At 62.4% G+C, this 13,369-nt stretch carries 8 protein-coding genes; 5 read left to right on the top strand and 3 right to left on the bottom strand.

Annotated features, from left to right (window positions below; genetic code table 11):
• Positions 1–46 precede the first annotated feature (46 nt).
• From LK535_RS14455 to LK535_RS14440, 4 genes are all read left to right on the top strand, one after another.
• A complete protein-coding gene (locus LK535_RS14455) occupies positions 47–1,213 on the top strand; it encodes a cytochrome P450 (protein WP_227772631.1) in 1,167 nt (388 codons plus the stop codon).
• Positions 1,210–2,061 (top strand): oxygenase MpaB family protein, encoded by an 852-nt coding sequence (locus LK535_RS14450; RefSeq protein ID WP_227772630.1) that lies wholly within the window; start codon positions 1,210–1,212, stop codon positions 2,059–2,061. The genes LK535_RS14455 and LK535_RS14450 overlap by 4 nt, the downstream gene beginning before the upstream one ends.
• Before the next feature lie 161 nt (positions 2,062–2,222).
• Entirely contained in the window at positions 2,223–3,578 is a 1,356-nt protein-coding gene (locus LK535_RS14445) for an FAD/NAD(P)-binding protein (RefSeq protein WP_227772629.1), read from the top strand.
• Between the two features lie 165 nt (positions 3,579–3,743).
• Positions 3,744–7,946, top strand: coding sequence for a beta strand repeat-containing protein (locus LK535_RS14440; RefSeq protein WP_227772628.1), 4,203 nt, complete (start codon positions 3,744–3,746; stop codon positions 7,944–7,946).
• Positions 7,947–8,027: 81 nt separating this feature from the next.
• Here the strand turns inward: LK535_RS14440 and LK535_RS16955 are convergent, their stop codons facing one another.
• Both LK535_RS16955 and LK535_RS14430 read right to left on the bottom strand, forming a co-directional pair.
• Positions 8,028–8,825, bottom strand: coding sequence for a response regulator transcription factor (locus LK535_RS16955; protein WP_227772627.1), 798 nt, complete (start codon positions 8,823–8,825; stop codon positions 8,028–8,030).
• Positions 8,818–11,025 (bottom strand): GumC family protein, encoded by a 2,208-nt coding sequence (locus LK535_RS14430; RefSeq protein WP_227772626.1) that lies wholly within the window; start codon positions 11,023–11,025, stop codon positions 8,818–8,820. The genes LK535_RS16955 and LK535_RS14430 overlap by 8 nt, the downstream gene beginning before the upstream one ends.
• A gap of 218 nt (positions 11,026–11,243) precedes the next feature.
• Between LK535_RS14430 and LK535_RS14425 the strand changes: the two genes are divergently transcribed.
• Positions 11,244–12,599: a lipopolysaccharide biosynthesis protein gene (locus LK535_RS14425; protein ID WP_227772625.1), complete on the top strand. Its 1,356-nt coding sequence runs from the start codon at positions 11,244–11,246 to the stop codon at positions 12,597–12,599.
• Here LK535_RS14425 and LK535_RS14420 read toward each other — a convergent pair.
• Entirely contained in the window at positions 12,511–13,239 is a 729-nt protein-coding gene (locus tag LK535_RS14420) for a LuxR C-terminal-related transcriptional regulator (protein ID WP_227772624.1), read from the bottom strand. The genes LK535_RS14425 and LK535_RS14420 overlap by 89 nt on opposite strands.
• Positions 13,240–13,369 lie beyond the last annotated feature (130 nt).

Below are 13,369 nucleotides of genomic sequence, written 5' to 3'. Positions count from 1 at the left end.
CACCGGAATATGATAAGTAACTTGTCATATCTTGTGGAGGACGAGCATGGAGATCGCGAAGAGCAACGTCCAGAGCTGCCCGGCCGGTGGCGTGGATCAGCGGCGCTCTGCCGCGCTCGCGCTTAGTGCGCCCCGGAAGGCGCGGTCGGTGACTGGTTACGATCCGGTCCGCCGCATCCTTCGCCATCCGGACGCACGGCAGGCCGGCTTCAAGGCAGATCTGATGGCGCGTTTCGGCGGCAGGATACGTCCGCCAATCATCTTCCAGTCCGGTGAAGAACATCGTCGGCAGCGCGCGGCGACCGCCCGCTTCTTTGCGCCGCGGGTCGTGAACGAACGTCATCGGCCGATCATCGAGGCGGAGGCCGACCGGCTGATCGCTGGCCTTCTCGCAACCGGTCGCGCACAGCTCGACAGCATGGCGCTGGATCTGGCCGTCACTGTGGCTGCGCAGATCGTAGGCCTGACGAACAGCGACAAGCGCGGGATGATCCGGCGGCTGGACGCTTTCTTCTCCCTCGGGATCACCGATGGTGACCGACTGATCCAACAGGTGCTCGCCAATCTGATTGGTCAGGCTAGGATCTGGCACTTCTACCTGCGTGACGTGCGGCCTGCCATCGAGGCCCGGCGCGCGTCGCCAGGGGAGGACGTCATCTCGCATCTGCTCGCGCAGGGCTATGAGGCTCGCGACATCCTGGTCGAATGCGTCACCTACGGCGCGGCCGGGATGGTGACGACCCGGGAATTCATCACCATGGCGGGCTGGCACCTCCTGGAGAATGGCGAGTTGAAGGCTCGTTTCCTCGCCAGCGATCAACCCGCTCGCATTGCACTCCTGGAGGAGATCCTGCGCCTGGAGCCGGTGGTCGGCGCATTGTATCGCCGGACCGAGGAGGGCGGCGAGCGGTTCGAGCTCGACATCCGCTCGGCCAATGGGGATCCTGCCGCGGTGGGTGCCTGTCCCCACGCCATTGACCCCGATCGCCGGCGGGCGGAGCGCGTCGGCGGCGCTGGCCTTGCGTTCGGCGACGGTGAGCACCGCTGTCCGGGCGCCGGGGTTGCCCTGGCGGAAGCCGAAATATTCCTGGACAAGCTGTTGCGGGTGCCGGGCGTGCGGCTGAAGCGTGCGCCCGACCTTGGATGGAACGACCTCGTCACCGGCTATGAGCTGCGCGATTGCCGGCTGGTCATAGATGGCGATAAGCCGTGATCGCCGGCATTCGCGAACTGATGCGCCCGCCCCCGGGCTTGGACTTCGATTTCGAACATCCCGCCGGCGAGCCGGCGCTGGCTCCTGCGGGCGGCGTATCCTGGCGCGTGTTCGCTAACCCCGTGTCGCTGTTCATCGGCGGCGTTGCGGCGGTGCTGCTTGAGCTTGCCGAACCGTCCGTTCGTTCGGGCGTGTGGGATCACAGCAGCTTCCGCCGGGATCCGTCCATGCGCCTGCGACGAACCGGCTACGCCGCGATGGTGACGGTCTATGGACCACGCAGCACGGCAGAGACGATGATCGCCCGCGTCGTCCGCATGCATGAGAAGGTGCATGGGGAGACCCCGTCCGGCAGGCCCTATCACGCCAACGATCCGGAGCTGCTCGACTGGGTACAGGCCACCGCGGTGTTCGGCTTTTGCGAAGCCTATAGTCGCTTCGCCCGGTCGCTGAGTGCCGAGGAGAAGTCCGCCGCCTTTGCGGAAGGCCAAGCGGCGGCGCGGCTCTATGGCGCCGCCCATGCTCCCACATCCTGGCAAGAATGGGAGCACCTGCTGGGCGCGATGGCTCCGCGTCTGGAGGGATCGCCGATCCTCACCGAATTCCTCGACATCATGGCAGGGGCCGCAATCCTGCCCACCGCCGCGCGTCCGCTGCAGCGACTGTTCGTTCGCGCCGCGGTGGAAATCACACCAGAGCCGGTCCGCTCGTTGCCTCAGCTACAACGGCGCGGGCTGCGCCGCGGCGAAGCGGCCTTGGTGAAGGCGTTGGGAGCTTTGGCGGAACGCGTGCCACTGCCCGGCATGCCGCCGTCGCTCGCGGCACGTCGGATGAAGGCGCTAGCGTGAACGAAACCGCCAGAGACCAGCGAATTCCGGGAATGGCGGCCAGGGATACACGCGTCCTCCCTCTTGCCTGATTGCGCAGCAGAGAAGAGCTCGATAGCTGAGCTTTGGCTGCAGCAAGTTGATCTTGTTGCACCGCTCGGCGAAGCAGGGGGGAACAGGTGATGACGGACGATCCGGTAGTGATCGTGGGCGGCGGCTTTTCGGGCACGCTCCTGGCCATCAACCTGCTGCGCCATGCCGGGCCGCGCACGGTGCTGGTTGAGCGCCGGTCGGATCAGCTCGGGCGCGGGGTGGCCTATAGCGCGGCGAACGAAGAGCACCTTCTGAATGTCCGGGCCGCGAACATGAGCGCCCTGCCGGATGAACCCGATCACTTTGTTCAGTGGTTAGAGGCTCACGGCCTCGGCAACCGAACCACCTTTGTGCCGCGCCGGATCTATGGCGCCTATCTGCGCGATATGCTGAAGGAGGCGCAGCGCGAACACGGCGATCGTCTGACGCTTGTCGAGGGTGAAGCGGTTGCCACCCGATCTGCCGGCCGCGGCCACGTCGTGTCGCTCTCCGACGGGCGTCAGGTGAAGGCCGGAACGATCGTGCTGGCACTTGGCAACCTGCCGCCGCACACGCCCCCGGGTATCAACCCGGGGAGCTTGCCGCCAGGCTGCTACGCCGGTGATCCATGGGCAGGGGATATCGTCGACGGCCTCACCAGTGAGGATACGGTCGTGCTGGTTGGCAGCGGATTGACCGCCATCGATGCTGCCTTGCTGCTCGATGCCGCCGGTTTCACCGGACAAGTGCTTGCGATTTCGCGCCGCGGGCTCGTTCCCCGCCCGCATGTCAGCATGCCGCCGGTCCTCGGCCTTCGCGAGCGACCGGGGACCAAGCTTTCGGCCCTGGTCAAGACGGTGCGCGCGCGCGCCGCCGAGGCCGGATGGCGCACCGCCGTGGATGAGCTGCGTCCAGTGACTCAGATGCTGTGGGGAGCCGCCAGCGACGCTGAACGGCTGCGCTTCCTGCGTCATCTGCGGCCCTTCTGGGATGTTCACCGTCACCGCCTCGCCCCCAGTGTCGCTGAACGGATCGATGCGCTGTGCGCGTCGGGCCGGCTGCGGTTCGCGGCGGGCAAGATCGTGTCCACGTCGGCCGATGGGGATGCCGTCGACTTTCGATGGCGGCCTCGCGGCGGGAGCGAGGTCATGCACACCCGTGCCCGCCGCATTGTTAATTGTACCGGCCCGCAAGGCGATCTGTTGCGATCTCCGGAAGCCTTGATCCGCCACTTGCTGGCCGAAGGGGCGATTCGCCCCGACGCGCTCCGCATCGGTCTTGAAGTGGACGCCCAGTCCCGGGTGATCGGGTCGGACGGAGCGACGTCTGACCAGCTTTACTGCATCGGTCCGATGACGCGCGGCGGCTTGTGGGAAGTCGTCGCGGTGCCGGACATTCGCCAGCAGAACTGGGCGTTGGCACGCCGCCTGGCAAATGCACAATGGGTCGGCGGGGAGGGGCTGTAACGGGTCGCCGAAGGCCCACATCGCCGTAACTTCCCTTTCGGGCAGGTCTTACCCCTCCCGGCTCGATCAACAATAGCGATGGGTGAAGGTTCAGGCCGCCGATATTTTCAAGTCCAAGTCCGCCTGGCCGATTTGGTCTGTTCTCCAGGGCGGCTTGGAGGGGCCATGACCACAGCCGCACTGATCGCCGAAACGATCGAAAATCAGGTAAATACTTCTGTTGCCGGATCGCAGACAGACGCCGCCATCGCCGCACTGTCAGATGGCGGCTATGTTCTATGCTGGACCGACGCCAGCAAGAGTGGCGCAGATGCCAGCGGCACGGCGATTCGACTGCGCTTGTTCAATGCGCAGGGTCAGGCGAGTTCGGCAGAAATCCTCGTCAATACCACTACGGCTGGGGCGCAGGATTCTGCCTCTGTCGCCGTGCTCTCCAATGGCAACATCCTGGTCAGCTGGACCGACGGCAGTCTGACGGCGGATAACAGCGCCCAAGGCATCCGCGCGCAACTCTTCAGCGCAACTGGTACGAAGATCGGCGCTGAACTTCTCGTCAACACCACGATTAATGGCGGTCAAACGGCATCCCACGTCACGGCGCTGGCCGGCGGAGGTTTCGTCATCGGCTGGGTGGACAGGAGCGGCACGCAGCCGGACGGCAACGGTTCGGGCATCCGTGGACAGATGTTCAGCGCTGATGCCACCAAGATCGGCAACGAGTTTCTCATCAACAGCACCACTGCTGCTGACCAGGCAGCCCCGGCTCTCTCTGCGCTTCAGACCGGCGGGTTCGTGGCCACCTGGGTCGACAACAGCAAGTTAGGCGGGGACGCCTCCGTTTCATCGATCAAGGCCCAGTTGTTCAGTGCGTCGGGCACAAAAACGGGCGCCGAGTTTCTCGTGAACACCACTGCGCTTGGCGCGCAGGATCAACCGGTCGTTGCCACCCTGGCAAATGGCCGGTTCGTGATTGCGTGGCGCGACGCCAGCGGCATCGGCGACAACAGCGCCGCCGGCCTCAGGGCGCAGGTTTTTGATTCCACCGGTGCGAAAGTTGGCCAGGAGATCCTCGTCAACGATTTCACGCTGAATACTCAGGCATTCGCGTCGATCACGGCGACGGCCGACGGCGGATTCGCGGTCGCATGGCAGGACAACAGCCTGCTTGCCCATGATGCGAGCGGCTATGGGATCCGGGCACAGATGTTCGATGCCGACGGCGTGAAGCTCGGCGCCGATTTCATCATGAACGCGAACGTGACCGGCAATCAGACTGCACCCGCGATTGTTGGTTTGGCCGGCGGCGGCATCGCTGCGGCTTGGGCAGATAGCGCGGCCAATGCGATCGATCCGGACGGCGGGCTCGCAAGCCGCGTGTTCAAACCGTATACCGGCACGTCTTCAGTAGTGGAACTGGTCGGGCCCGGCGTGGTGCAGGGGGCAATCGAGCACACTGGCGTAGGCCGCTTGGTGCCGGAAGGTCCGCTCAACGCCCAATATTCCTTCAACATCGTTGGCGACAGCACTGGCGGCGCGTTCCGGATCGAGGGAGACATTCTCACCGTAACGGATGCTGACCGCTTGGACGCGGCGGCAGGCAGCAATGCGTCGCTGACGCTTGAAGTGAGCGATGGTCTTGGCGGGCTGTTTACCTCCACGCTGACCTTTGCGGTCGCGGCAACCACCGACAGCCATCGCTTCAGTGCAGGCGCAGAAGCTCGCCTCAACGTCGAGACGACCGGCAATCAGCAGCAGCTGGCGATGGCGCGGCTCGCGGACGGCCGGATGATTTCCGTATGGTCCGATGCAAGCCTGGTCGGCGATACGAGCGGCACTGGTCTGAAAGCCCGCCTGCTCGATGCGGAAGGGAAGCCGGTCGGCCAGGAGTTCCTCGTCAACAATCAGACGGCAGGGGCGCAGGACACCCCATCCGTTGCCGGTCTGGCCGGAGGTGGTTTCGTAGTTGCCTGGACCGATGCAAGCGGCGCTCAGGACACCTCGTCGACGGGGATCAAGGCGCGACTGTTTAATGCTGATGGCGTGGCGACTGGCACCGAGTTCCTCGTCAACACCGCCACCGCCGGTATTCAGGCCCAAGCTTCGGTTGCGGCGCTGAAGGATGGGACGTTCATCGTCACCTGGCGGGATGAAAGCCTGACGGGAGGAGACGACAGCGTGTCCTCGATCAAGGCTCGCCATTACAGTGCCAGCGGTCAGGCGCTCGGCGATGAGTTCTTGGTCAATACGGCTACCGCCAGCCGACAGGAGGCGCCGGACATCACCGCGCTGGAATCCGGCGGGTTCGTGATCACCTGGTCGGACAGCAGCCGGGTGGGTGGCGACACCAGCAAGGACGCGATCAAGGTTCAGGTTTTCGACGCAGGGGCCGGCCGTGTCGGATCCGAACGGCTCGTCAACGTCGCAACGGCGAACAATCAGCAGCAGCCCGCGATTGCCGCCACGATCGGGGGCGGCTTCGTGATCGCCTGGATGGACGGCAGCTTTGTCGGGGGTGACAATAGCGGCTTCGCCATCAAGGTTCGCCGCTTCGACGACGACGGGGATGCGCTTGGTGGGGAAATACTGGCCAACACCACCACCGGTGGCAGCCAGATTGCGCCTACCATCACCGCATTGCCGGGTGGCGGCTTCGCAGTCGGCTGGGCGGATTACGGCGGCAGCGGCCTCGAATATGGCACGTCGGGCGTCAAGACTCAGCTCTTCGCGGCCGATGGCTCCCGGCTGGGTAGCGAAAGCGTCATCCCAATTCAGGTGCTCGGCGGGCAGGTCGAGCCAGTTTTGGTCACCCGGGCGGACGGCGGGTTCGTCGTCGGCTGGACCGATCTTTCCGGTCAGGACGGCGACATAAGCGGGTCATCCGTCAAGGCACGCGGTATTGCGGCCACTGCCGCGCCCACAATCACGACGACGCCCGATCAGTTCGCCGGGGTTGAAGATACGGTGATGATCATCTCCGGCGCGTCACTGTTGGCCAATGACGTGGGAAGCAGTGGATCACCGCTCAGCATCACTCGGGTGTCCGCAATCTCGGGATGTTCTGTCACGCTGAATGCCCAGGGCAACGTGGTGTTCACCCCGCTTCCCGACTTTGATGGCTCCGCCACTTTCTCCTATGTGGTGACCGACGCCAGCGGCACTCTTCAGACCGGCACGGTTACGGTGACGCTGGCGGGGGTGGCGGATGCGCCAAGGGGCGTGACGATGACGGGCGGGACCGTTGATGAGAACGCCGCTGCCGGTACTCTCGTGGCCACCTTCGCGGGTGTCGATCCGGATTCGGGCGACGTGCTGTCCTATGCGCTGGCGAATAACGCCGGCGGCCGCTTCGTCATTGACGCCGCGACCGGCGTTCTGAGGGTCGCGGGGGGCGCCGTGCTGGACTATGAAACCACGCCGACCTTGGGCGTGGTGGTGACGGTGACAGACTTGTCTGGCGCTTCGTTCCAGCAAGCGCACACCATCTCGCTAGCCAATCTGCCCGAGCCGAAAAGCTATACGGGCACGAACGGGATCAACAACTTCACGGCACCCACGGATGATCTGTGGACCATCAACGGGTTGGGCGGGAACGACGTTTTGAACGGCGCGGCATTCCGCGATATGATCGACGGCGGCGCTGGCAACGACATCATCGACGGCCGCGGCGGCGCGGACGTGATGACGGGCGGGATCGGCAACGACACTTATTACATCGACGATCCCCAGGATACCGTCATCGAACTTCCAGGTGAGGGAACCGACCTCGTCTACGCCCGCGCCAATTGGTCCATGAGCGCCAACATCGAGAACTTAACCATCCAGGGCACCTCCGCAGTATCGATCGTCGGCAACAATGCCACCAACACCATCACCGGCAACGACGCTGCTAACACCGTCTTTGCCGGTGCCGGCGGCGATCTCGTAATTGGCAACGGCGGCGACGATATTCTCGCCGGAGAGGACGGCAGTGACTTTCTGCAGGGCGGCGACGGAAACGACCGCCTAATCGGCGGGGCAGGCGCTGATGAACTGACCGGCGGTGCCGGTGCCGACATCTTCGTCATGGATGTCCTGACGACTAGCGTGGAGCGGGACAAGATCCGAGATTTTGTCGCCGGCCAGGACAAATTCGAGATCAGCCGGGCGGCGTTCACCGCACTTGCAGATGTGGCGCCCGGAGCGCTCAGCGCGTCCATGTTCATGGCGAATGGTGTGCAAGCAGTCACGGCGGATCAGCATTTCATCTATCAACGTGCTACCGGTAATCTTTGGTATGATCCCGACGGTAACGGAGCGGCGGCGCAGATCCATATCGCCGTGCTGAGCACATTGCCGACGCTGACGGCCGCTGACTTCATCGTTGCGTGAATGGCGCCGCCGCCTGATGAGCAGGAGGGATCGCTGTTGATCAAGAGCGGGTGAACCGACAGCTGACCGATCTAAGGCCGGTCAGCTGTCGATTATCTCGGTCCCGGCGAGTCGGGCAACGACTTGGGTACGGTTCTTCACCTTCAATCGGCGCATCAGCTCTTGAACATGGGCCTTGATGGCTCGTTCACTTATACCCAGCCGAGCTCCAATGGCGCGATTTGTCATTCCCAAACGCAGTCCATCCAGCACGTGTTTTTGCCGCGAAGTAAGGCCTTCAGCGATATCGACGTCGAACGTAGTTGAGCCGAGCCGTGCTTCGTGAACGGAGTGGGTCAGTTTGGGATATACGGTCCATCCAAGACCAACCAGGCGAAGAACGTCCGCAGCGACGTTCAGAGGCGTGTCGCTTGGTAAATAGCCGCAGATCCCGGCTCTCATCCCCTCGATCAGGTGTGCATCATCGTTCATGCTGGTCATGATGGCGATGCGACCGGTGGGCAGAAGCCCGTTCAGATGGTTGCGAAGGCTTGCCAACGCGACTTCATCGAAGGGATCGGCGGCAAGGTTTATGAGGGCAGCATCGCTGGGTGGCTGTCGGCTCAGTCGCAGAAGTGCGTCCTCTGCGGTCTGCGCGCTCGCCACAGTACCGATGAGTGGGTGAGCATCGAACGCTGCGACCAGACAATCACGAGTGAAGGTTTTACGATCGATCACCAGCAAGTTGGTGACAGCCTCTCTCTCCACCGGATCCGCGCCATCGATCACCGTGCGCCGATCTGGAGGCAGCCACTTCCCGGACTCCAGTAGATCGCCCCTTGTGGCTTCTTCAGCCGCCAAGGAGCCTTGCTCTTCGCTCTGCGGCAAGTGGTCAGGCACTCTCGGTCCAACCAAGGCGTTGGCGCCAGCCGTGCGGTTCGCCCTTATGATAGGGTGAATTACGCGGGAAGTGCTGGATCGCGTCGCCGTAAGAGAGACGGGCGTGCTTTGCGAAGTGGACGCGGTTGAAGATGATACCGCTGATCGGGGCATCGAACGCACTTGTCGTCGCTTGCAGCAGCTCCGGCGTGGTGTGGCCCCACCTCAGGATCAGGATCGTGGCGTCGGCAAACGCTGCGAGCAGCTCCGCATCTCCCACCGCCAGGATGGGCGGTGAGTTTATGATCACGAGGTCGAAGTCCTCGCGGAGGCGCGAGAACAGCGTTGCCATACGGGGCGAATTGAGCGTGTGACCCGGATCTTCTGCGGCCGCGCGGACTGGCACCGCCTTTAGCCCGCTCAGTGAGGGGGACTCCACGAGGATTTCGTCTAGCTCGGCTCGGCCCTCCAGATAGCCAACGAGGTCCTTTTCACATAGCGACCCGTCGAACACATCCGGAAGTCCAGGTCGACGAAGGTCGAGGTCGACCATTACGGCGGTTCGGCCGCTTGCTACCGCGGCTGCGGCCAGGCTGATCGCCATGGTGGTTTTGCCGTCGCCGGGGAGCGGCGAAGTGATCTGAATCACCTTGCCGTTCTGCGACGCAAGGTAACGCCGAAGTTTCAGTTCCGACCGCCGGATTGCTTCGGCGAAAAGAGTGAATGGCTCTTTCGCCACCCGCAGGTGCGCCTGCACGTGCTTGTGTCCTTGAATCTCGGGGACCATCCCGAAGGTGGGCAAATTCACGAGGCGCTGGACCTCACCAGCGTTTCTGACCTGATCCTGCAGCGCTTCCGCGACAAGCATCGCGATCATCCCAAGTATGAAGCTTGCCCCGACGGCAACGCCTGCGATCTGGCCAGCTCGCGGGAAACTCGGCTGAGTGGGGAGGAGGGCGGCAGAGGAGACCGTCGCGTCAGGCCGAACCGAGTCGCGCGCCTGCTCTGCTCGCTGCAAGCGCTGGGAAAGCGACAGGTATAACGCGCGTGTTGTCTCTGCGCGGCGTTCGAGATCAGCAAGAGCGACGGAGGCGATTCCGCGTTGCAGGGATTGACCGCGCATTGCTCCCAAGCTTCCCGCTAGCATGCTTGCGCGCGCGCCTTGCGCGCTTGCCTCGTCGCTCATCTGGCGTTCGATGCGTGCAGTTTCCGCTGCTATAGCGGTATCTACCTCAGCAAGCTCTGCTGTGGCCTTCTTAACGTCAGGGTGTTCCCGACCGTAGAGGGTGGATAGTTCTGCGCGGCGACGTGAGATTGTCGATTGTTGCCCGCGAAGGTCAGCCAACAAAGGGGACATGGCGCTCCCGCCGCCGTTTGCACGAACACGCGCTTCGGCGAGCCCGGCTCCTGACGCGGCAAGCTCGGATGCGAGGCGTGCCATCTGGGCAACATCGGCATCCCGGCCGGGGCCGGCATCGATGCGGTGATCGCGCCGGTAAGCCGCGATAGCCATTTCGTCGCCGAGCAATTCAGAGCGCGATCTTTGCGCAAGTTCCTGAAGTTGCTTTACTGCTCTGGTGCGAGCAGCTCTTCGTTCGGTGACTTGCAGGCGAATGTAGTTGCCGGCGATCTTGTTTGCTATCTTTGCTGCCTTGGCTGGGCTGCCCGAAGAGACCGTCACGTTGATGAAATCTGACTGGCCGTCCTGCGCCACCTTTACGGCTGATAGAAGCCTGTCTGTCGTGCGCTCAATCAGCTGAGGCGAAGGGCCATCATCTGCATCTGTCGGGTCGGACAAGCTTGCGTCGCCCGATGCTTTCTGGGCAGCCTCTTTAGCGCTGGCGGTCTTCCGTTTGGTTGGGTCCGCGTTGGGATTGAAGTCCGGATCATTATAGAGTGCCAGGTCACGAACAGTTTGCCGGGCAACCATCCGAGAACCGAGAAGTTGAATCTGAGTTTCGATCTGGTGCGTGCGCAGCTGCTCGGCCTCCCGGATAGACGCCGGGTTGTCGCTGTCGTCAGGCCGGAAGTCGTCGACCGCTACCCGCATGACGGTGGTGGCATCGTACCGGGGCTCTGCAAGTAAGTAGAACGCGAGAGCGCTCCCCATTACGGCAGCGGCGATCAGCAGCAGAAGTCGGGCGTGGCGCCGGAGCATCCGGATGGCATCGCGTGCCGACAGGTAGGACGGCGCGGAAGGCGTGAACGCGCCGGCTCCCATCGCTGCGCTCTGCACATTCATGTTCCACTCTCCCCTGCTCACCGTTTTGGACGCTACGCTGCTGGTGTCCCAACGGTACGTCGCAGGGGAGTGAGCGGTGGAGGCATGCGGGCGAGAAGAGGCGCAGATTGCTTGCACAATGAGCGAATGAGCTATCTCTCATGGCGTAGCCCTCGTGAAACATGGGAATATATCGGGCCGAGCGTCAGGGTCGCATTATGGCTCTGCTCCGCTTGAGAATGAATCGCCCGCACGATCGTCAATCACTGCGGCGCAGGTTGATACGCAACCTTTCGCATCTGGCCGCTGGAAAGGCTGCCTCCACGGCTGTTGGATTGGTAACACTTGCGCTGACCGCTCGCCTGCTTGGCCCTGCGAGCTTTGGAATTGTCGCCGTGATCGAGAGCTATTGCAGGCTTATCGATCAAGTCCTGCGACTGGAAACCTGGCAAGCGGTTATCCGGTATGGAACAGGTGCGCTGCTGGCGGAGGATAAGGTTCAGCTGGCATCATTGATCAAGCTAGGGATAGTCGTCGATGTGGCCGGAGCGCTTCTCGTAACCACCGTCGCAGTAGGGGCAGCGCCACTTGCCAGCGAGATGCTGGGTTGGAGCCATGAAGCGCAACGTCTTGCCCAGTTATATGCTCTGTCCCTGTTGTTCGGTGTCTCCTCGACCCCGGTTGGCATTCTCCGACTGTTCGGGAAGTTCGCACAGGCGGCTTGGATCGATCCATCGCTGGCCATGCTCCGTTTGGCTGGAGTGATAATAATTACCGTCACCGGGGGAGGCCTGAAAGCAGTGGTCGGGCTTCTGATTAGTTTGGTGATCGCTGAACGAGTTATTACGACAGCGCTGGCGTGGAAAACGCTACGCGCCGAAGGAATTACCGCTGTTGGTACAGCGTCCTTAAGTGGGTGGAACCGCAGGTTCCCTCAATTCGCGTCTTTTCTGTGGTCGGCGAACGTGTCGGTACTATTGCGTAAGGCCACTCAGGAGACCGACACATTGGCGGTGGGATTCTTGCTGGGTTCCACAAGCGCTGGCCTGTACCAGTTTGCTCGACGCATCATGCAGACAGTTTCCAAAACTGCCCAGATGCTGCAGCAGGTTGTTACCCCTGATCTTGCCAAGCTATGGGCCGAGTTGGCACAGTCACGGTTTTTGCGCTTGGTGCGGCGTGTCGAATTGGCGACCATCGGCGCGGCAGTTGCAGCCATTCTTATGCTGACGATCGCTGGGCCGAGGATCATCTTGCTGGTTGGCGGCCCGCAATTTACCGGCGCCTACGCTCCGTTGCTGGCGTACGCCGTGGCTATTGCCCTGTTCTTGGCTGGTACAACCATGCGCAGTGCTCTGATGGTTAGCGGCCATCAGCATGCAGTGCTGAAATCTGCCATGGCCGCAACCATTGTTTATCTGGCGATCCTCGTGCCAAGCATCAAAGCCCTTGGTGTTATTGGCGCGAGTATCGCCCAGATCGCATTTAGTGGGGTTGCGCTTGCAATAACGCTTCGCTCGTTTCGTGCACTGGTCGTGCGAACCCAGGCAGTACCTCTGCCTTGTCGAGGGTGACGCCGCGGCTGACCGCCCAAATTGCAGCCTGCGTCCGGTTGCTGACGCGCAGCTTGCGAAGGATCGCCTTGATGTGGACCTTTACTGTTGCGTCCGAGATCTGAAGGCGTCGTGAGATAACCTTGTTTGCATCGCCTTGGATCAGGCAAGCGAGTATTTCCAGTTCACGGGATGAAAGATTGGCGCCGTCAAGTGAGCCGTACGACCCCACCGCTGGTTGAAGAGAGCGCTCCGTGAAAGCGCTGATCGCTTGTGAGGGAAGCAAACGCTCGCCCATCGCGATCAGACGAAGCGCGCCGGCCAGGGGCTCACAAGCGATAGCCTTCACGAGAAAGCCGTCGATTGCACCGGAGGCAAAGGCAGTCGCGACGTAATCGGCACGATATTCGTCCATCATAAGGACAATGCGTGTGGTCGTGCACGCATTGCGGATCATCTGGCAGGTGGCGAGGCCGCTGTCGAATTCCTGTGCATCGACTATCGTCAGGTTCGGCGACCATGTTGATGACCAAGTAACAGCGGACGGCACCGCGTTGACTACGTTGAATCCCTGATCAACCAGAATCCTCCTCAGGCCCTCGCGAATGATTTCGTTCGGGCTGACGATGAATACGTCGTTAACGGTGTCCCCCAATGCCATACGATTTCTCCCCCAGAGCTTGTTAGTGATCGAAACTATTCTTCGGGTGCAGCGATCCAGCCTCTCTTAAAAGACAGTTACATCCGGCCTGATAGGACGGCATACGACCTTCCCCTTCCCTATGAGGTAG

Origin of the sequence: Sphingomonas sp. IC4-52 (genome assembly GCF_020707225.1) — a bacterium.
Taxonomy (GTDB): Bacteria; Pseudomonadota; Alphaproteobacteria; order Sphingomonadales; family Sphingomonadaceae; genus Sphingomonas.
The sequence above is the reverse complement of the archived record's forward strand: the minus strand, read 5'-3'. Positions and strand labels throughout refer to the sequence as shown.

Coding starts and splice junctions, on each gene's coding strand:
- LK535_RS14455 (WP_227772631.1), top strand. CDS start 47: ATGGAGATCGCGAAGAGCAACGTCCAGAGCTGCCCGGCCGGTGGCGTG.
- LK535_RS14445 (WP_227772629.1), top strand. CDS start 2,223: ATGACGGACGATCCGGTAGTGATCGTGGGCGGCGGCTTTTCGGGCACG.
- LK535_RS14440 (WP_227772628.1), top strand. CDS start 3,744: ATGACCACAGCCGCACTGATCGCCGAAACGATCGAAAATCAGGTAAAT.
- LK535_RS14430 (WP_227772626.1), bottom strand. CDS start 11,025: ATGGGAGCCGGCGCGTTCACGCCTTCCGCGCCGTCCTACCTGTCGGCA.
- LK535_RS14425 (WP_227772625.1), top strand. CDS start 11,244: ATGGCTCTGCTCCGCTTGAGAATGAATCGCCCGCACGATCGTCAATCA.
- LK535_RS14420 (WP_227772624.1), bottom strand. CDS start 13,239: ATGGCATTGGGGGACACCGTTAACGACGTATTCATCGTCAGCCCGAAC.